General features: G+C 62.9%; 19 protein-coding genes. 11 read left to right on the forward strand and 8 right to left on the reverse strand.

The window, feature by feature from the left end; all coding sequences use genetic code 11:
- Window positions 1-58: 58 nt before the first annotated feature.
- The 3 genes from ACYP01_RS18405 to ACYP01_RS18415 all read left to right on the forward strand — a co-directional run bounded on the left by ACYP01_RS18405 (window position 59) and on the right by ACYP01_RS18415 (window position 6,089).
- Window positions 59-1,630, forward strand: coding sequence for an alpha/beta hydrolase (locus ACYP01_RS18405; protein ID WP_459681626.1), 1,572 nt, complete (start codon window positions 59-61; stop codon window positions 1,628-1,630).
- A gap of 107 nt (window positions 1,631-1,737) precedes the next feature.
- The gene (locus ACYP01_RS18410) at window positions 1,738-3,078 is read left to right on the forward strand and encodes a glutamine synthetase family protein (protein WP_003941637.1); all 1,341 of its coding nucleotides are present in this window, start codon (window positions 1,738-1,740) and stop codon (window positions 3,076-3,078) included.
- Window positions 3,075-6,089 (forward strand): bifunctional [glutamine synthetase] adenylyltransferase/[glutamine synthetase]-adenylyl-L-tyrosine phosphorylase, encoded by a 3,015-nt coding sequence (locus ACYP01_RS18415; RefSeq protein ID WP_459681628.1) that lies wholly within the window; start codon window positions 3,075-3,077, stop codon window positions 6,087-6,089. Before ACYP01_RS18410 ends, ACYP01_RS18415 begins: the two co-directional genes overlap by 4 nt.
- A gap of 9 nt (window positions 6,090-6,098) precedes the next feature.
- On the opposite strand, the gene ACYP01_RS18420 is transcribed toward ACYP01_RS18415, so the two are convergent.
- The gene (locus ACYP01_RS18420; protein WP_007735449.1) at window positions 6,099-6,959 is read right to left on the reverse strand and encodes a spermidine synthase; all 861 of its coding nucleotides are present in this window, start codon (window positions 6,957-6,959) and stop codon (window positions 6,099-6,101) included.
- A gap of 166 nt (window positions 6,960-7,125) precedes the next feature.
- On the opposite strand from ACYP01_RS18420, the gene ACYP01_RS18425 reads away from it, so the two are divergent.
- From ACYP01_RS18425 to ACYP01_RS18440, 4 genes are all read left to right on the forward strand, one after another.
- The gene (locus ACYP01_RS18425) at window positions 7,126-8,253 is read left to right on the forward strand and encodes an NDMA-dependent alcohol dehydrogenase (RefSeq protein ID WP_459681631.1); all 1,128 of its coding nucleotides are present in this window, start codon (window positions 7,126-7,128) and stop codon (window positions 8,251-8,253) included.
- A gap of 188 nt (window positions 8,254-8,441) precedes the next feature.
- Window positions 8,442-9,263 (forward strand): alpha/beta fold hydrolase, encoded by an 822-nt coding sequence (locus ACYP01_RS18430; protein ID WP_003941629.1) that lies wholly within the window; start codon window positions 8,442-8,444, stop codon window positions 9,261-9,263.
- 60 nt (window positions 9,264-9,323) lie between these two features.
- Window positions 9,324-10,355: a cupin domain-containing protein gene (locus tag ACYP01_RS18435; protein ID WP_007735448.1), complete on the forward strand. Its 1,032-nt coding sequence runs from the start codon at window positions 9,324-9,326 to the stop codon at window positions 10,353-10,355.
- 18 nt (window positions 10,356-10,373) lie between these two features.
- Window positions 10,374-10,895 carry a hypothetical protein gene (locus tag ACYP01_RS18440; protein WP_042445775.1) on the forward strand — a complete coding sequence of 174 codons (522 nt, stop codon included), beginning with the start codon at window positions 10,374-10,376 and terminating at the stop codon, window positions 10,893-10,895.
- 48 nt (window positions 10,896-10,943) lie between these two features.
- Here the strand turns inward: ACYP01_RS18440 and ACYP01_RS18445 are convergent, their stop codons facing one another.
- Window positions 10,944-11,630 (reverse strand): GntR family transcriptional regulator, encoded by a 687-nt coding sequence (locus tag ACYP01_RS18445; protein WP_003941581.1) that lies wholly within the window; start codon window positions 11,628-11,630, stop codon window positions 10,944-10,946.
- A gap of 128 nt (window positions 11,631-11,758) precedes the next feature.
- Here ACYP01_RS18445 and ACYP01_RS18450 point away from each other — a divergent pair, with 128 nt between their 5' ends.
- Genes ACYP01_RS18450 through ACYP01_RS18460 form a run of 3 tightly spaced genes read left to right on the forward strand, consistent with a single transcriptional unit; the run spans window position 11,759 to window position 14,677 of the window.
- Window positions 11,759-12,679, forward strand: a complete 921-nt coding sequence (locus tag ACYP01_RS18450; protein ID WP_073512201.1) for a sulfurtransferase — start codon at window positions 11,759-11,761, stop codon at window positions 12,677-12,679.
- 43 nt (window positions 12,680-12,722) lie between these two features.
- Window positions 12,723-13,568 carry a hydroxyethylthiazole kinase gene (gene thiM / locus ACYP01_RS18455; protein WP_050656432.1) on the forward strand — a complete coding sequence of 282 codons (846 nt, stop codon included), beginning with the start codon at window positions 12,723-12,725 and terminating at the stop codon, window positions 13,566-13,568.
- Entirely contained in the window at window positions 13,568-14,677 is a 1,110-nt protein-coding gene (locus ACYP01_RS18460) for an LLM class flavin-dependent oxidoreductase (protein ID WP_073512202.1), read from the forward strand. The genes thiM and ACYP01_RS18460 overlap by 1 nt, the downstream gene beginning before the upstream one ends.
- Here the strand turns inward: ACYP01_RS18460 and ACYP01_RS18465 are convergent.
- Both ACYP01_RS18465 and ACYP01_RS18470 read right to left on the reverse strand, forming a co-directional pair.
- Complete coding sequence (locus ACYP01_RS18465) at window positions 14,670-15,020, reverse strand: inorganic pyrophosphatase (RefSeq protein ID WP_459681636.1); 351 nt, start codon at window positions 15,018-15,020, stop codon at window positions 14,670-14,672. The two genes, ACYP01_RS18460 and ACYP01_RS18465, sit on opposite strands and share 8 nt — an antisense overlap.
- Before the next feature lie 2 nt (window positions 15,021-15,022).
- A complete protein-coding gene (locus ACYP01_RS18470; protein ID WP_256931774.1) occupies window positions 15,023-15,802 on the reverse strand; it encodes a helix-turn-helix domain-containing protein in 780 nt (259 codons plus the stop codon).
- 56 nt (window positions 15,803-15,858) lie between these two features.
- Between ACYP01_RS18470 and ACYP01_RS18475 the strand changes: the two genes are divergently transcribed.
- The gene (locus ACYP01_RS18475) at window positions 15,859-16,251 is read left to right on the forward strand and encodes a VOC family protein (RefSeq protein ID WP_314676987.1); all 393 of its coding nucleotides are present in this window, start codon (window positions 15,859-15,861) and stop codon (window positions 16,249-16,251) included.
- A 72-nt stretch (window positions 16,252-16,323) separates the two neighbouring features.
- Here ACYP01_RS18475 and ACYP01_RS18480 read toward each other — a convergent pair whose 3' ends face one another.
- From ACYP01_RS18480 to ACYP01_RS18495, 4 genes are all read right to left on the reverse strand, one after another.
- Window positions 16,324-17,367: an alpha/beta hydrolase gene (locus ACYP01_RS18480; RefSeq protein WP_436382098.1), complete on the reverse strand. Its 1,044-nt coding sequence runs from the start codon at window positions 17,365-17,367 to the stop codon at window positions 16,324-16,326.
- A gap of 151 nt (window positions 17,368-17,518) precedes the next feature.
- Complete coding sequence (locus tag ACYP01_RS18485) at window positions 17,519-17,857, reverse strand: DUF3349 domain-containing protein (protein ID WP_459681639.1); 339 nt, start codon at window positions 17,855-17,857, stop codon at window positions 17,519-17,521.
- An 11-nt stretch (window positions 17,858-17,868) separates the two neighbouring features.
- Window positions 17,869-18,195, reverse strand: a complete 327-nt coding sequence (locus tag ACYP01_RS18490) for a DUF3349 domain-containing protein (protein WP_231915134.1) — start codon at window positions 18,193-18,195, stop codon at window positions 17,869-17,871.
- Window positions 18,196-18,229: 34 nt separating this feature from the next.
- Window positions 18,230-18,426 (reverse strand): hypothetical protein (locus tag ACYP01_RS18495; RefSeq protein WP_459681643.1); only part of this gene is annotated, 197 nt, incomplete at its 5' end.

Consider the following 18,426-nt stretch of genomic DNA (forward strand, 5'->3'; position numbering starts at 1 on the left):
TAGGTGCCGAGACGAGGCGAACCGCTGGCTATCGCGGTTTCCTGGCACCATCGATGGCATGTCGAAGTTCGTTCGCCTCTCCGGTGCCCTCGCCGGAAGCGCAGCAGTGCTCGTGTTGGTTGTCGGTTGCACCAGTTCGGAAGGCACGCCCGAATCAGTGGAACCTGCTGGTTCTGCCGCGTCCGCGGTGCCGTCCGGCCTCGAGAAATTCTACGAGCAGACGCTCGACTGGGGTTCGTGCGACCAATTTGTCGAAGAAGGAACTGCGCCGCTGGGGCGTGGGGTCGACTGCGCCGAGGTGAGCGTTCCCGTCGACTACGCGAATCCGAACGGCGACACCGCGAAGGTGGTGATCTCGCGTTCGAAGGCAACCGGCGACCGCATCGGCTCACTGTTGCTGAACCCCGGCGGGCCGGGTGGGTCCGGGCTGTCGATGGCGACCTCGGGTTCGGGCACCGAATTGCAGGAACGTTTCGACATGATCGGCTTCGATCCGCGGGGGATCGGGGCGTCGACCCCGCAGGTTCAGTGTTTGACGCCGGAGGAGACCGACGCGGAGCGTGCGGAGGTCAACGTCGACATGACGCCGGAGGGCATCGCTCTCGCCGAGGCGGACAGCAAGGACTACGCCGCCAAGTGCGCTGAGCGGACCGGTACGGAGTTCCTCGCTCATGTCGGTACCTACGAGGTGGTGCGAGATATGGACGTCATTCGGGGCGTTCTCGGCGATCCGAAGATGAACTACCTCGGGTTCTCGTACGGGACCCGGCTCGGATCCACGTACGCGGAAACCTTTCCGCAGAACGTCCGAGCGATGGTCCTCGACGGCGCGCTCGACCCCGAGCAGGATCCGGTCGACGAAGTGGTCTTGCAGGGGCAGGGCTTCCAAGGCGCGTTCGACGCCTTTGTCGCCGACTGTGTCTCGCGAACGGATTGCCCGCTGGGTGATGATCCGGCGCAGGCGCAGGCACGCTTTCAGGCACTCGTCGATCCGTTGATCGAGAAGCCGGCACAGACCACCGATCCGCGCGGGCTGAGTTATTCCGACGCGATCACCGGCGTGCAGCAGGCTCTGTATTCGCCACAGTTGTGGACGCCGCTGCGTGGGGGTCTGTCGAGTCTGGCCGACGGACGCGGCGACTCGCTGCTCAATCTCGCCGACATGTACGAAGGCCGTGAGGATGACGGCAGCTACTCCAACATCAACGACGCGTTCAACGCCATTCGCTGCGTGGACGATCCGGCAACCACCGACCGCGCCGAGGCCGGCGAATCCGACACTCGGTACCGCGAGGCGGCGCCGTTCCTCGACGACGGCCGCGGGACGGGTCAAGCGCCGCTCGACCTGTGCGCGTTCTGGCCCGTTCCGGCTACCGGCAGCCCTCACGCGCTCGACCCCCAGGCACTCGCTGACGCCGGTCTGCCGCAGCTGGTCGTCGTGTCCACGACGCAGGATCCGGCGACCCCGTATCAGGCCGGAGTGGATCTCGCGAAGCAGTTGGGCGCTGCTCTGATCACGTTCGACGGAACCCAACACACGGTGGTTCTGGACGGAAACTCCTGCGTCGACGATGCCGTCGTCGACTACTTCGTTTACTTGAAGGCTCCGGAAGAGGGTCTGACATGTTAGCCGGCGCGACGCCGTACGCTGCGCCTATTCGATGGTGACCAATCACTCTGTTAACCGGGACCACTGATGTAACACAGATTTAACGTGGCTTGCTTAGTCTCGCGTGCATGGATCGCCAAAAAGAATTCGTGCTTCGTACCCTGGAAGAGCGCGACATTCGGTTTGTCCGCTTGTGGTTCACCGATGTTCTCGGGTACCTCAAATCGGTGGCGATCGCCCCCGCCGAACTCGAAGGCGCCTTCGAGGAGGGAATCGGATTCGACGGTTCCGCCATCGAGGGATTCTCTCGAGTCTCCGAAGCCGACACCGTCGCTCGGCCCGACGCCTCGACATTCCAGATCCTGCCGTGGGCCCACAAGGACGGTGCGCAGCATTCCGCTCGCATGTTCTGTGACATCACGATGCCCGACGGTTCGCCGTCGTGGGCCGATCCGCGCCACGTACTGCGTCGCCAGTTGAGCAAGGCCAGCGACTTGGGCTTCAGCTGCTACGTCCACCCGGAAATCGAGTTCTTCCTTCTGGAGAACGGCCCGATCGACGGCACTCCACCGATCCCGGCGGACTCGGGCGGATACTTCGACCAGGCTGTGCACGATTCGGCTCCGAATTTCCGCCGCCACGCCATCGACGCACTCGAGTCGATGGGCATCTCGGTCGAGTTCAGCCACCACGAGGCCGCGCCGGGTCAGCAGGAGATCGATCTGCGCTACGCCGACGCACTCTCGATGGCCGACAACGTGATGACGTTCCGGTACGTCGTCAAGGAGGTCGCGATCGGTGAAGGCGTCCGGGCGAGCTTCATGCCCAAGCCGTTCAGCGATCAGGCCGGCTCCGCGATGCACACCCACATGAGCCTGTTCGAGGGCGACACCAACGCCTTCCACAATCCGGACGATCCGATGCAGCTCTCCGAGACCGGCAAGGCGTTCATCGCCGGCATCCTCGAGCACGCCAACGAGATCAGTGCGGTCACGAACCAGTGGGTCAATTCGTACAAGCGACTCGTCCACGGGGGAGAGGCACCCACTGCTGCGTCGTGGGGCCCGTCCAACCGATCGGCTCTCATTCGCGTCCCGATGTACACGCCCAACAAGGCGTCGTCACGTCGCGTCGAGATCCGTAGCCCAGACTCGGCTTGCAACCCGTACCTGACTTTCGCGGTCCTGCTTGCTGCCGGTCTTCGCGGCATCGAGAAGGGCTACACCTTGCCGCCCGAGGCAGAAGACGACGTGTGGTCGTTGACCTCCGCCGAGCGTCGCGCCATGGGTTACAAGGAACTGCCGAGCAACTTGGACAGCGCTCTGCGCGAGATGGAGAAGTCGGAGCTCGTGGCCGAAGCACTCGGCGAGCACGTCTTCGATTTCTTCCTGCGCAACAAGCGTCGTGAGTGGGAGGAATACCGCAGCCACGTGACGCCGTTCGAGCTCAAGACCTACCTCGGTCTGTGACGGTGAAACCGCCCGCTGCGAGATCAGCAGTTCCAGGACCGGGTCGACTCGGGCTGGTCGAGCCCACCGCTGCCGACGAGTTGCGTCAGCTCGGTTGGGTCGACGCCGAGAGCATCGAACTCTTGTGGTCGCTGTCGCGTGCCGCGAACGCCGACCTCGCTCTGCGCACCCTTGTGCGGATCAAGGACGGGCTCGGCGACGGGTGGCGCGAACTCGATCAGGCCCTTCGCAAGGACAAGAGCCTGCGCGGCCGTTTGTTCGCACTGGTGGGTGCGTCGTCGGCCTTCGGCGACCACCTGGCCGCGGATCCGATCGGCTGGAAACTGCTCGACGGCACCGCTCTGCCGACCAAGGACGAGGCGACTGCAGCCTTGCTGGAGGTCGTGGGTGCAACTGTCGACGAGGGTGCCACCGAAGGTTCATTGGCCTACCGCGCCACCGTGACCGGACCGGAAGCTGTTGTTGCTCTGCGTAAGAGCTACAAGGACCAGTTGATGCTGCTGGCTGCGGCTGATCTTGCGGCGACCGTCGAGAACGAACCCGTAGTTCCGTATCAGACTGTGGGGCACCAGCTTTCCGATCTGGCCGACGCCGCGCTGACCGCTGCACTTGCGGTGGCCATCGCAACGGTGTGTCCCGAGGGCAGCTGTCCGATCCGGCTCGCCGTGATCGCCATGGGCAAATGTGGTGCGCGCGAGCTGAACTACGTCTCCGACGTCGACGTGGTGTTCGTCGCCGAACCGGCCGATGCGACGGCCAGTCGCGTTGCCGGTGAGATGATGCGTATCGGTACCTCCGCATTCTTCGAGGTCGATGCTGCGCTGCGGCCCGAAGGCAAGCGCGGAGAATTGGTTCGCTCCCTCGAATCCCACATCACGTACTACAAGCGCTGGGCCAAGACCTGGGAGTTCCAGGCACTGCTCAAGGCTCGTCCGATGACCGGCGACATGGAGCTCGGTCGCCAGTACTCCGAGGCGATGAGCCCGATGGTGTGGATCGCCTCCGAGCGCGAGGACTTCGTCCCCGAAGTCCAGGCCATGCGTCGACGCGTCGAGGAAATGGTTCCCCCCGAACTGCGTGAGCGTGAACTCAAACTCGGCCGCGGAAGTTTGCGCGACGTCGAATTCGCCGTCCAACTCCTGCAATTGGTGCACGGGCGCGCCGACAGTTCGTTGCATGTCCAGAGCACCGTCGATGCACTGACTGCATTGGCGGCGGGTGGATACGTCGGCCGCGACGACGCCGCCAACCTGACTGCGTCGTACGAATTCCTGCGTCTGCTCGAGCACCGTCTGCAGTTGCAGAAGCTCAAGCGCACGCACACCCTGCCGCCGCCGGACGACGAGGAAGCGCTGCGTTGGCTGGCCCGCGCCGCGCACATGCGACCCGACGGTCGTCTGGATTCCCTGGGAGTCCTGCGCGCCGAGATCAAGCGGAATTCGCATCGGATTCGCCGCCTGCACGCCAAGTTGTTCTACCGCCCGCTTCTCGAATCGGTGGCGCGGATGGACAAGGAAGCACTGGTCCTGGGGCCAGAAGCCGCGGTTCGCCAGTTGGCCGCTCTCGGTTACACGGCACCCGAGCATGCTCTCGGGCATCTGACTGCACTGACGAGTGGCGCTTCACGCAAGGGTCGCATTCAAGCGCTCCTGTTGCCGACTCTGCTCGAATCACTCGCGGACACACCGGATCCCGATGCCGGGCTGCTCGCTTACCGCAGGCTCTCGGACGCGCTCGTCGACCAGACGTGGTTCCTGCGCCTGCTCCGTGACGAGGCTGCGGTCGCCGAGCGTCTGATGACCGTGCTGGGCTCGTCCGCGTACCTACCCGACCTGCTCATCAAGGCTCCCGACGTGATCCGTTTGTTCGCGGATTCACCGAGCGGGCCGCGCCTGGTCGAGCCGAAGCCCGAGGATGTCGCTCGCGGAATCCTCACCGCCTCCGGCCGACACAGTGATCCCAATCGTGCTGTTGCTGCGGCCCGCTCGCTGCGGCGACACGAGCTTGCGCGCATCGCTTCGGCCGACATCCTCGGCATGCTCGATGTTCCCGCCGTCTGCAAGGCGCTGTCCTCGGTGTGGGCCGCGGTGCTCAATGCATCGCTCTCCGCGGTGATCAAGGCCAGCGTCACCGAACTCGGGACCGAGGCGCCGGCCAGTTTCTCCGTCATCGGCATGGGTCGACTCGGCGGCGGCGAACTGGGCTATGGATCCGATGCTGACGTGCTGTTCGTGTGCGAACCTCGTGAGGGCGCCGATGAGACCGTTGCGGTCAAGTGGGCCAACAGCATTGCCGACAAGGTCCGCAAGCTCCTCGGGGCACCGAGTACCGATCCGCCGCTCGAAGTCGATACCGGACTACGTCCGGAAGGCCGTAACGGTCCGATGGTGCGCACTCTCGAGTCTTACGACGCGTACTACGCGAAGTGGGCTCAGGCGTGGGAGATTCAAGCGCTGCTTCGTGCGCACCCGGTTGCCGGTGATCCTGAATTGGGACTGCGGTTCCTGCACATGATCGACAAGACCCGCTACCCCGAAGGCGGCGTCAGTGATGCGGCGGTGCGCGAGATCCGGCGCATCAAGGCGCGAGTCGATTCCGAAAGGCTCCCGCGCGGAGCCGATCCGGCGACGCACACGAAACTGGGTCGCGGCGGCTTGGCCGACATCGAGTGGACTGTGCAATTGCTGCAGCTGCGCCACGCCGACAAGATCGAGTCGCTGCACAACACGTCGACCCTCGAGACTCTCGACGCCATCGGCGCCGCGGAACTGCTCAGCGAAGGTGACGTCGAACTGCTGCGTGACGCCTGGATCACCGCGACGAAGGCACGCAACTGCCTCGTTCTGGTGCGAGGCAAGCCGACCGATCAGCTTCCCGGCCCGGGCCGTGTTCTCGCGGCGGTGGCGCAGGTCGCTGGATACGGCGACGACGCAGGGGAATTCCTCGACAACTACCTGCGCATCACGCGTCGGGCAAAAGCAGTGGTGGAGAGGGTCTTCGGCGGGGAGTAGCGTTTTCGCTCAGTCTTGGCGAACCGGCGCATTCGCGGCGAACTTGCGGACTTCGGCGTCCTGCCACACGTGGGCGGGAACTCCTCCGCCGAGTAGCTCGCGCGCGAGCGCGGGTTGCCCGCCGATCGGTACGTCGCTGCCCGCGATGATCATGTTGCCGTAGCGACGGCCCTTGAGCATCGCGGGATCGGCGATGATCGCCATGTGTTCGAACTGCGCACCGATGGTTGCGGCTTCACTGCGCGCGCCCTGAAGATCCGGGGTGTCGCCGCAGTTGACGATGTAGATACCGCCCGGTGCGAGCACGCGTCGTACGTGGGTGGTGAATTGCGCCGTCGTCAATGGTGTCGGAGTTGTGCTGCCGGCGAAGACATCTCGAATCACGATGTCCCGGGTGGACTCGGTGAGAGTTTCGGTGACGGCGCGGGCTTCTCCGACGCGGATGCGCAGAAGAGGCGCACGCGGGAGGTCGAACCAATCGCGTACGAGTTCCGCCAGAGCACCGTCGATTTCGACCACCACTTGACGCGCGTCGGGGTACGTGGCGGCGAAGTATCTGGCCATGGAGCAGGCGCCACCGCCGAGATGAAGCACCCGCAGGCGCTCGGCCTTGTCACGTTCGGAATCGACCAGATGCGCGATCCACCGCATGTACTCGAAATCGAGCACCGTGGGATCCGCGACGTTCACGTGGGAACTGGGCACTCCGTTGATCTGGATGATCCAACTGTCATCGGAGTACTGATCGCGGACTAGTTCGCACGTCCCGGTATCGATCGGAAAAGTGCCGGCGACGGGACCGGACTCGCCTCGCTCGGGAGTACTGCTGCGAGTTCTGGTCTTGCGAGTTCCCTTGGCCACTGTGTCCATGTTAGCCGTGCGCCTTTCTGGTAAAGGCGGCTACCAAAAAGGCACACGGACCGACGGTATTCTCGGGCTACTTCAGGCACACTCGTACATGGAGTGTGATCGGCGACACAAATGCCGGCGCGTTCTTTCGTCGTCCGTGCATCACGAAGAATTTCGAGGAGTGCAGGTGAAGGTCAAGGCAGCGGTAGTCAAGGCGCCAGGTCAGGCGTGGGAGATCGAAGAGGTCGAGCTGGGGGACCCGGTCTCGGGTGAGGTGCAGGTCCGACTCGCCGCATCGGGGCTGTGCCATTCGGACGAACATTTGCGTACGGGCGCCAGCCCGCTGCCCTTCTACCCGGCCCTGGGCGGGCACGAAGGCGCCGGAGTGGTGACGAAGGTCGGCCCGGGTGTCGCGAGCGTCGAAGAAGGCGACCACGTGGTTCTCGCCTTCATCCCGGCGTGCGGACGTTGTCCGTCCTGTGCGAAGGGTCTGCAGAACATCTGCGACGAGGGAGCCGGCCTGTTGACCGGGCAGGCGATCTCCGACAAGACGTACCGCGTCACCCTCGACGACGAGCCGGTCATCCAGATGTGCCTGCTCGGAACATTTTCGCCGTACGTGACCGTCAACGAGGCGTCGGTGATCAAGATCGAGAAGGACATCCCGCTCGACAAGGCGGCCTTGCTCGGCTGCGGTGTTGCCACCGGTTGGGGATCGGCCACCGCAATCGGTGGAGCCAAGGTCGGCGACACGGTGGTGGTCGTCGGCGTCGGCGGCGTCGGAATCAACTCGGTGCAGGGTGCGGCGTCCGCCGGAGCACGATTTGTGATCGCGATCGATCCCGTCGAGTTCAAGCGCGACAAGGCAAAGGAATTCGGCGCCACACACACTTTTGCCTCCCTCGAGGAAGCGCTACCGGTGATCGGCGAGATCACCTGGGGCAAGATGGCCGACGTCACCGTGATCACCGTGGGCGAGATTCACGGCGACATCATTCAGCCCGCGCTCAGCGCGACGGGCAAGGGTGGCCAGGTCGTGGTCGTCGGAATGGGGCATTACGGAGATTCGCAGGTGACGCTCAGCCTCTTCGAGCTGACCCTTCTGCAGAAGCGTTTGCAGGGAGCCATCTTCGGCGGGGTAGGGCCACGGTCCCAGATTCCCAAGTTGCTCGATCACTACCGAAGCGGCGCACTCAAACTCGACGAGTTGGTGACCAAGACTTACAAGCTCGAGGAGATCAACGAGGGGTACGCCGACATGCTCGAAGGAAAGAATCTGCGCGGGATGATCGTCTACACGGAGGACGATTACTGATCGTTTCCCTTTGACTGAAGGCTCCGGCCCGGCACCACGCTTCGTGGTGTCGGGCCGGAGTCTTCTGCCCCCACGCACATTTCTGTCGATCGATGAGTCGACTGCCCCCGTAGTGGGCACTCGCAGAGTGAGGAAACCGGGCACCGTGTCCGGATCTCAGTCCACGACTCGACAGAGAAGAGCAGAGCATGCCCTACATCACCACCTCCGACGGAACCGAGATCTACTACACCGAGCACGGCGTCGGCCGGCCGATCGTCCTCAGCCACGGGTGGCCGCTGAGTTCTGACGCGTGGCAGGTCGAGATGAAGTTGTTCGCCGACGCCGGATACCGGACCATCGCGCACGATCGTCGAGGACACGGTCGCTCGTCGAAGACGTACACCGGCAACGACATGGATACATATGCCAAGGACCTGGCTGAGCTGATCGACACACTCGACCTGAAAGACCTGGTCCTGGTTGGCCATTCGACCGGCGGCGGGGAAGTGGTCCGGTACGCGGCGCAGCACGGCAAAGGGCGCGTGGCGAAGGTGATCACCGCCGGCGCCGTACCGCCGATCATGGTCAAGTCGGACGGCAACCCCGAAGGCACACCGATCGAGGTCTTCGACGGCATCCGTGAGGGAGTTCTGCGAGACCGATCGCAGTTCTACAAGGATCTCAGCGAGAGCTTTTACGGCGCGAACCGCGAAGGTGCCGACGTCTCGCAAGGGGCGAAGGACGACTTCTGGCGGCAAGGTATGTTGGTCAACCTCGCCGCGGCCTACGACTGCGTCAAGGCATTCTCGGAGACGGACCAGACCTCCGATCTCGAAGCCATCGACGTTCCGTTCCTCATCGCTCAGGGCGACGACGATCAGATCGTGCCGATCGGCGCAGCGGCCGAGAAGGCGATCAAGCTGGTGAAGAAGGGCACGCTGAAGGTGTATCCGGGCGCACCTCACGGCATCTACGGCTCATATCAGAAGACACTGGACCAGGACATTCTCGCGTTCATCGAGGACTGACGTCAGCGAGGCGGAAGGGAGCGGAGTCGAAAGGACCAGAGTGGGAAGGATAAAATTGCCATGTCTACACACGTTGCCTCACTACGCAATGGCCCCAGTGTCTTCGAGAACGAACTCGGGTCGATCTCGCAGCTCGACACGAGTTCGTTGCCGATCCTGTCCGGTCTGTCGATCAAACGAATTGTTCTCGGTCCCGGCGCGATCCGTGAACCACAATGGAACGTCAACGCGAACCAGATCGCCTACGTCACCAGCGGAACCGTGCTCGTCTCGATGTTGGGCAATGCTGACGAGTTCGCCAGTTTCGTGGTGCGAGCGGGGCAGATGTATCACGTCGAATCCGGCGCGATTTATCACATCGAGAATGTCGGAGAGGAGGAGGCGGAGATCATCGCCGCCCTGCGTACTTCTCTGCCGCAGCACTTTTCGTTGCAGAGTAGCGTCAGCGCAATGTCGAACGCGGTGCTCGGCAATACGTACGATCTCGCCGCATCGGCCTTCGACGTCTTCGGTAGAGCCGATGCGTCCCAGATAGTTCGGCGGGACGGCGCCGCCGTCGTTCCCGATACCGCCGGCCTTCCCAACGCGCATCTCTTCGATCTCGAAGGCCAGATCGCGCCTCTCGCATATCCGTACGGACAGGCGAAAGTGGCGCGAAAGCAGTATTGGGCGGCGCTGGAGGATCTTTCGATGTACTCGTTGACTATTCGCGAGAGTGGAATGCGTGAGCCACACTGGCATCCCGTCACTGCCGAAATGGGATACGTGCATCGTGGTCACGGGCGGATGACGGTCCTCGATCCGGACGGTTCGCTCGACACCTACCTACTGGAGCCCGGTCAGGTGTATTTCGTTCCGCGTGCCTATCCCCATCATATCGAGGTTCTAGGTGACGAGGACATCAATTTCCTCATCTTCTTCGACCAGCCGACACCGGGCGACATAGGCTACCGTGCAACGGCTTCCGCGTTCTCGCGCAGCGTTCTCTCGGCCTCGTTCGGCGTTCCGGAGCGGGAGCTGCCGCACTTCCCTTTCACTCCGATCGATCCGCTCATCGTCTCGCGGATCAATCCGATCGACCGCCAGCACTGACCGGCAAGGACGCCCATCATGGCCACCACGCTCACCGTGACCGATCACGGGACGATGCTCGACTTCACGTACGAGGACGCCCTCCGCTATCACGGTCCGCAGGCCCCGGGCGGCGTGGCGCATGCCTACAAGGTTCTCGAGCGCGCTCTCGGTGTGCTCGGCGGGGAAGGCTCCGTCGAGCGTCGCGAGCTGGTCGTCACCACCGCACACGGCGGACCAGGAGTGCGCGATGCGTTCGAGTTGGTCACGCGCGCGGTGACCGAAGGGCGGTACACCGTTGACAGTTCCTTGGCCAGGCGTGAACGTGGAAATACGCTCGCGCTGTATGTATTTCGGATCACCTATCGCGGCGCGAGCGTCACGCTGACTGTTCGGGAGGGGTTCGTCGTCGACGAGTTCATCACTCTGTCCCGTAAGTCCGACCGGACGGCCGAAGACGAGTCACGGCTGACAGAGCTCAAGCAGGAGATGGCGGATCGAGTGATGTCGAGCCCGGCCGAGAGCGTGTACGACGTCGACACCGGCACGCTCCCCGTCTGAGCGACGGCGGCGCAGGCGTCAGTGTGCAGAAATCTGGGCTGTCTGAAGTCAGCGGCTGGCGAACATCCTTATTCGTTGGTCGCGGCTGCGCTCGAGATGGTTGCGCATGTGACCACGTGCGGACGATTCGTCCCGGGCGCGGATGGCGTTCAGGATCTCTTGATGCTCCGAATTGAGCAGGTCAGGTTCGCCGTAGTTCGACGGCGGGCCGCTGTCGTAGATTCGCAATTGGGTGGTGAGGCGGATCAGCAATGAGGTGATCGTGGAATTGTGGGCGGCCTGCCAGAGGGCCTCGTGAAACTTGAAGTTTCCGGCACGAACCTCGGTGCCTTCTGTTGCAGTGCAGCAGAACTCGTGCAATCCGTCCAGGCGGGCAAGGTCGAGATCGCTGTGGCGGAGTGCGGCGGCGCCGGCGGCTTCCGATTCGAGGGCAACCCGCGCTGCGTAGATTTCGATGACGTCCTCGGGTGTGCCGGAACGGACACGAAAACCGCGGGCGGCTCGTTCGAGTAGACCGTCGTGCGCGAGCCAGTTGAGTGCCTCGCGGATCGGGGTACGCGATGCGCCGTACGATTCGCACAATTGAGTCTCGTGCAGCGGAGAGCCCTGGGGGAACTTGCCGGCCAGGATGTCGGCTCGCAGGCGCAGGTACTGCCGCGAGGTCTGATCGGACCGGCCCAGCGCAGCCTCCGGCACCAGCAGATCGGTGGTGCTCGTATCGGCGTCGAGATCCATGTGTCCTCATTCCTGTGCATGCAAGTAGAGCGCGTTCGATTATGCCATCGGCGACGAGTGAGTACTTGCGTATACGCTAGTACTCATTTAGGTTCGTGCTTGTTCGTTTCCGAGGGAGAGGGTCTGAAGTGGCTGGAGAGACCGCGTCGCCGCTGGTGAGTGCTGCTGAACTCGACGCGATGCTGCGCGAGGGAGGCGTCGCTGTGCTCGACGCGACGGTTCATTTTCCTCCCGCTCGATTCGACGGCGACTATCGCCCGGAGTCCGGGTACGACGGCTGGGTTTCCTCGCACATCCCGGGTTCCCGACACGTCGACCTCATGGACGTCTTTTCCGAAAGGGAAGCGGCGCTGCATTTCACACGCCCGTCAACGGAGCAGTTGATGTCCGATCTCCAATCCAGTGGTATCGAACCGGGTGCGACAATCGTGATCTACGACCAGGGTTCGACCACTTGGGCATCACGGCTCTGGTGGGTGTTTCGCAACGCCGGCATCGAAGCAAGGGTCCTCGACGGTGGCCTCGCCGAATGGACTCGATGCGGCTTCGCCCTCGCGAGCGGCGACGACGTCACCCACACGTCGGCGTCGAAGCGTTGGAGTGTGACGGACCTTGGCCTGTGGGTCGATCTACCTCGCGTTGCCTCACTGTCCGCAGGAGAAGAAGCCGGAACGCTGGTGTGCGCGCTGGCGCCTGAGCAGTACGAGGGAACGGAGAAGACGCGATATTCGCGACGCGGACATATTCCGTCAAGTGTGAATCTGTCTGCGAAGGGTCTTCTCGACGCCGATGCCCGGATGCTTCCGGCGGACGATGTTCGGTCGAAATCTGCTGACGTTCTACCACCCGTCGCTGAACCTGTCGTGATCTATTGCGGCGGTGGAGTTTCGGCGTGCCTGACAGCACTCGCACTGATCCGCGGCGGCTATGAGGACGTCAAGGTCTACGACGGTTCATTGGAGGAATGGACTGCAGATCCGACTTTGCCGATGGTTGTCGGCGGTGAGCCCGGCGGCGCGCTTGCGGATGTTCGATGTCCGCGGTCCTGAATCGCCGCAGTCCTCAATTACCTCCCGTTCTGAAGGAATTCTCATGTCTGACACTGTCTCTGTCGAAACCGTCGCGTCGGCGATCGACGCACTCCGCGATCAGGTACCGCTCGTCCAGTCGCTGACCAACATCGTTTCTGCGAACTTCTTGACCAATGTTCTGCTCGCCGCCGGCGCAAGCAACGCTCACATCGACAACGTCCACGAAGCGGGTGGGTTCGCTGCCATCGCCGGGGGAGTGCTCGTCAACCTCGGAACGCCGGACGACGGGACAGCCGAAGCTTTCCTGATAGCAGCAGAAGCGGCCCGAACTGCCGGTACGCCATGGGTTTTGGATCCCGTCGGTGTCGGCGGACTACCCTGGCGGAGCGGTATCGCTGTGGATCTGCTGCGCTTTCACCCCAGCGCCATCCGCGGGAACGCATCGGAGATCATCGCTCTGGCCGGACTCGGCGGTGACACCCGCGGCGTCGACAGTGCCTCCGATTCCGCCGACGCAGTGCCCGCCGCTCTGTCACTCCTGAAGCGTGCGGATGCCGTGTCGGCATCCGGACCGGTCGACTACATCGTCGGCCGCGATGGTGGCGGCGACGTTCGGGGCATCCGAGTCTCCGGTGGCAGCGCTCTGTTGCCGCGCGTGACCAGTACCGGTTGCTCTCTGGGAGGCCTGGTCGCTGCCTACCTCGCCGTCACGTCGACCGCGCTGGACGGATTGGTTGCCGCGCATACGCATGTTGCCGTGGCATCGGAGATCGCCGAGGAAAATGCCTCAGGTCCTGGTTCTTTCGCGGTCGCATACCTCGACGCGCTCTACAGCGTGAATGCGGACACCATCCGTTCGCGTGCCCGAATCGAATCGTTCGACCTGCCGGCTGGAGTGCAGAACTGATGGGCATCAAGACATTCTGGTATCTCACCCAGGCAGACGGGGACTACCCGTGGAGCCCCGGTGGGCTGTTCCCCGTGGACGGGGCCAGGCAGATCGAGCTCGCGAAGACCATCGACGACGGCGGATTCGAAGGTGCGCTTGTTGCCACCTGGCCGAACGATCCGTTCATCTCGGCGACGTGGGCGGCAGCGCACACCACGCGCATGAAGTTCCTCGTCGCCGTCTACGCGAACATGACGCCGGTGCGACTGCTGGCGGAGAAGGCATTGACTTTCGACGCCTTCAGCGGCGGCCGACTGTTGATCAACTCGGTCAACGGACGCGAGAACATCCTGACCAAGTACGACATGAACGTGCCCCACGACGAGCGTTACGAGTTGGGGGAACAGTACTGGGCGGACTTCCGCCGCATCTACGCCGAAGGCACGGAGTCGAACTTTCCCAACACACCACTGCGTATCGATGCGCCCGCTGGGCATCAGGTTCCGCTGTGGGGTACCGGTGATTCGCCTGCAGGCCTGGCGAATTCAGGCAAGGTGCTCGACACCTACTTGGCGATGCTGCGCGAGACTTCGTTCATCGAAGACAAATTCTCTGCCGCACGGGCGGCGGCGGAGGCAGCCGGGCGCGAGTTCACCGACTTCGGTGCGCTCACCGGTGTGATCGTTCGCCCCACCAAGGCGCAGGCGCACGACCGGTTCCGTTCGTTGTTCGAGAAGACGGGCGTCGAGCAGATCGCTCATGTCTTGGACAACGCAGTGCGTCGTCGTACTCAGGGGAAGCAAGACCTCAAGACCTTCACCGCCCGCGACGCTCAGCGACAGGGTTGGGCGGACAAGATTGCCTCCGGCCGACTTCCGGAACCGGAGGAGTTGTACGTCGGTGACGGGCTGTACGCGGGTATCACGGCGTGGTCACCCCTCGACATCTTCGGCACCGGGTCATCGGCCGTGTACTACGTCGGCGATCCGGATTCGATCACGGACTCGGTACGCACGCTTCGCAGCCGAACCGGTTTGACTGCACTGATCCTGGCAGGTTGGCCTCTGATCGAGGAAGCGAAGTGGGTTGCGGAGCATCTTGTTCCGCGATTCGACGAACTCAGCTGACGGCGCGCCGCAAGACAGTGGCACCGAGACCTAGAACGTCGCGGAGAAATGCTGTGGCAGTGTCGATTTCAGGCGCAGTACATTCGAGAAGGATCTTGACTTCCACGTCCTTCTTGACGATGTCGGCAATAACGGCCGCGGCGACAACACCGTTGCCGACGGCCGAGCCTCGGAACAGATCGATTCCGCCGCCGTCCGCGCTGACCGTGTCGTCGAGATAGCCGTAGTCGAGCGGATAGATCGCATCGGGGTACCGCGGGTGTGCCGACCCTCGGGGGCGATCGATCACGACAGCTGACGTGGCAGCCAGGTGATCGAGGGCGGCGAACAGTTCTTCGCTCATCGTCACCGGTGCTCGCGCAGTAGCTGAGTCGGTGTCAGACCTGCCAGTGCACGCGTATCGCGCGCGAGGTGAGCTTGGTCGGCGTAGCCGGCGCGACCGGCCAGTGACGACAACGACAGATCTGCGCCGCGGCTGAGAGCTAGTACATTCTGCATGCGTTGTACCTTCTGAATCAGCTTGGGGGACAGCCCGACCGACGACGTGATCGAGCGTCGAAAATGACGTTCGGAAACTCCGAGGTCTGCAGCAATCTCTCGTATCGGCGTCGAAGGGGAGGAGATGAGCGCGGAGTAACCACGCTCGATTCCGTGGTCGGGTTCCAGTCCGCGCCACAACTGGCCCAGTAGGTGAGCGTCGACTGCCTCGTGGCGCAGGGCGTCGGCAAGTACCCGCGCTTGTCTGGAAGTGAGGATGTCGTCGAAGGCGATCTTCGAATCCTGCACCGCGTCGGCAGCTGTGCCGAGCAGGCTCCGCAGAGCCGGTGGATTGATCCGGATGCCCCACATGGTTGTACCGGCGGCGACCGAAACCAGATCGGCACCGGTGGCAGGTCCGACGAGCCACGACTTTCCGGTGCTGTCGACGATGAAGTCGGCGCAGAGATCGGGAAGAATTCGCTTTGCTTCCGTGGGCGTATGGGCTTCGCTGATGCTTTTCCACGTGCAACTGAACAGGCCGGCCGAACCGGTGATCCGAGTCTCGACATAGGTGTGGCCGTTTTGTTCAAGACTCGACGCTACCGTCCGACTACCGTCAAGAGCGAGGGTGTCAGTGCCGGTCATCAGATCATCGTCACACACTCGCCGATCACTTCTCGACCCGAAACAGGAGAAATACCGTGTCCGTCTCTCCGAGACTCGATCTCGTCGGAATCGTCACCAACGATCTCGCGCGTTCCCTCGCGTTCTACCGAACCCTCGGGCTCGACATTCCGGCAACACCCGCTGACGCTCCACACGTGGAGTTCACTTTCGACAGTGGGCTTCGGCTGGCCTGGGACGCGCTGTCCACCATCGCGAGCTTCGATCCGGACTTCGCTGTCGGGGAAGGTCGACACCCCGTCGCTTTGGCCTTCGATTTCGGGACACCCGCTGCAGTCGACGAGGCGTATCAGCGCATCACAGCCGACTTCCCCGGACATAAAGAGCCATTTGATGCCGTGTGGGGCCAGCGCTACGCCGTTCTTCTCGATCCCGACGGCAATACCGTGGATCTCTTTGCCGCGCTCTGATGTCGAACGACGCAGGCCCCGACCGAATATCGGTCGAGGCCTGTGGTTGTCGGTGATCGAGTAGTTGTCAGTTCACCAAGCGTTGAGGGTGTCGAGGATCTGGCCTCGGGCCTTCCACAGTTCTGCACCCCAGTACGGCCACGAATGAGTGCCGTTGGCTGGGAAGCTGTACGTTGCCGGAATTCCCAGGGAGTTCATGCGCAGTTGGAATGCCCGTGAGTTCATCAAGGCAAGGGCCTCGAGCCCGATGGCACTACCGGTATTCACGAAGTCGACGGGCCGACGCGGTTGATCGAACTGCCCGGGCAGGCCGCTCGCAGCGGATATGTACAGCGAGAGCCCAGCCAGTTCGGGTGCAAACACGAAGGGATCGTTGCGGAGCCAAGCGGGGTTCCACGGCGGTCCCCACATTGCATCGACATTGAAGGACCCGGCGCTGACCATGGCCACGCGGATTGCTTCACGCATGCCTGGAGCTGAGATGTTGAGGTATCCCGAGAGCGATCCGGCGAACTTGAACTGATCGCGGTGATAGGCGGCGAGCGTCAGTGCCGCGCTGCCACCCATGGACAATCCGAGCACACCGTTGTTGGTTCGGGAGACGCCGCGCGATTCCAGATAGGCGGGAAGTTCCTGGGTGAGGAAGGTTTCCCATTTGTACGTGACCGGCTGGCGATTCAAATTGCTGTTCGCATACCAGTCGGAGTAAAAGCTGGACTGCCCGCCGACCGGCATGACCAGCGTGACGTTGTCGCCACGATACTGCTCGAGAGCGTTGGTCTCGAAACTCCATGCGTTTCGGTCGTCGCGTGCTCGTAGGCCATCGAGAAGATAGAGCGCCGCGTTGCCGCCGCGCGAAGCCCACTGGATCTGAACCTTGATCGGTCCCATCGACGAGTCTACGAACACTTCCTCGTAGCCACCGGCCGGGGCGGTACGCGCGGGCGCTGCGGTCGCTACCGATCCGCTGATCAGGCCTGCGGTCAGGGGGAGTGCGAGTGCTGTCGCGGCGAGGCCCAGGATCCGACGCTTGATTCGGTTCGAAATGCGGTTTCTCGAAATATCCGGGTTCGAAATATCTGGGTTCTTCGCCAAATCTGTTTGAGCCTCGTGCATGTATCACTCCCGCCCCAAAGGTGCTTGCACACCGAAATCCGACCGAGCCCCCCGAGGCGCGGAATTCCTTATGACACTAAGTGGTCTGTATTGACCTCGACGGCACCGTTACCGGTTCGTTATCAAACTGGTCTGATTTACCGTAATGCCGTCAGGCGTCGTCGACCGGAGGTTGCGCCTCGATTTGCCAACCTCCACGAATCAAGTGTTCACGCACCCGAGCGACGTCCGATTCGTGCGGAATATCGTCGGTGACCTTGGTGATGAGGACGCCGATGTCGATCGGATCGACCGAACCGGGAAAGTCGATCGGATCGACCGGAAGCGGAAAGCCGGCGACGAGATCGTCAGCAAGAACGGCGATCTCGTCGTCGGACAGTTGTCTCCGGAGCAGGGCAATCAAAGGGACGTAGTCCTGCTCCGGCACACCGTTCGGATACCCGGCACGCAGCCAGCCGAGTATCGAAGCCAGAAGTGGTGGAAGACTCAACGAATCGAGCTTCAGTGGTTGTCGAGATCAGCGAGGGGCCACCCGGCGGCAGCAAGGACGGAGGCAACGCGCGCGATGTCCTCGTCCGAGGGAGTCTGGCTCGTCAGATCGGCGATCTGAGCGCTGATCTCGTCGCTCGAGATCACCTGGTTACTGTTGACGTCGCTCAGTTCTGCGAGTGCAGCGCCGATGGCAATGTCTCGAATTTGCGCGTCCGAGAGTTTGCGTCGTAGCAATGCGACCAGCGGAATGCGGTCCTTGGGCGGTATGCCTTCGGGGTAGCCGGCGCGAAGCCAGTCAAGAATGGATTGAGGAAGGGATGGAGTCGGTGCAGTCACGGTGATGTCTTTCCGCTCGTGAGGGCGCACGGGATCAGAAGATCTCGATGCCGAATGTGTGGCTGAGGAAGCCCTGCATGATGAAGAGGATTCCGGTGACGATCGCGATGAGCACGACCGCGAAGCACACCACTGCGCCTGCCACGGCCAACGGACTGCGAGCCGCGACGGCAGTGCTCCCGCCGCCACTGCCACGTTGTCCGGCGTCGAGCGACTTCAGGCCGATTGCGA

This window comes from Rhodococcus sp. no. 34 (assembly GCF_054589475.1).

Coding starts and splice junctions, on each gene's coding strand:
- ACYP01_RS18405 (WP_459681626.1), top strand. CDS start 59: ATGTCGAAGTTCGTTCGCCTCTCCGGTGCCCTCGCCGGAAGCGCAGCA.
- ACYP01_RS18410 (WP_003941637.1), top strand. CDS start 1,738: ATGGATCGCCAAAAAGAATTCGTGCTTCGTACCCTGGAAGAGCGCGAC.
- ACYP01_RS18420 (WP_007735449.1), bottom strand. CDS start 6,959: ATGGACACAGTGGCCAAGGGAACTCGCAAGACCAGAACTCGCAGCAGT.
- ACYP01_RS18430 (WP_003941629.1), top strand. CDS start 8,442: ATGCCCTACATCACCACCTCCGACGGAACCGAGATCTACTACACCGAG.
- ACYP01_RS18435 (WP_007735448.1), top strand. CDS start 9,324: ATGTCTACACACGTTGCCTCACTACGCAATGGCCCCAGTGTCTTCGAG.
- ACYP01_RS18440 (WP_042445775.1), top strand. CDS start 10,374: ATGGCCACCACGCTCACCGTGACCGATCACGGGACGATGCTCGACTTC.
- ACYP01_RS18445 (WP_003941581.1), bottom strand. CDS start 11,630: ATGGATCTCGACGCCGATACGAGCACCACCGATCTGCTGGTGCCGGAG.
- thiM (WP_050656432.1), top strand. CDS start 12,723: ATGTCTGACACTGTCTCTGTCGAAACCGTCGCGTCGGCGATCGACGCA.
- ACYP01_RS18460 (WP_073512202.1), top strand. CDS start 13,568: ATGGGCATCAAGACATTCTGGTATCTCACCCAGGCAGACGGGGACTAC.
- ACYP01_RS18465 (WP_459681636.1), bottom strand. CDS start 15,020: ATGAGCGAAGAACTGTTCGCCGCCCTCGATCACCTGGCTGCCACGTCA.
- ACYP01_RS18470 (WP_256931774.1), bottom strand. CDS start 15,802: ATGACCGGCACTGACACCCTCGCTCTTGACGGTAGTCGGACGGTAGCG.
- ACYP01_RS18480 (WP_436382098.1), bottom strand. CDS start 17,367: ATGCACGAGGCTCAAACAGATTTGGCGAAGAACCCAGATATTTCGAAC.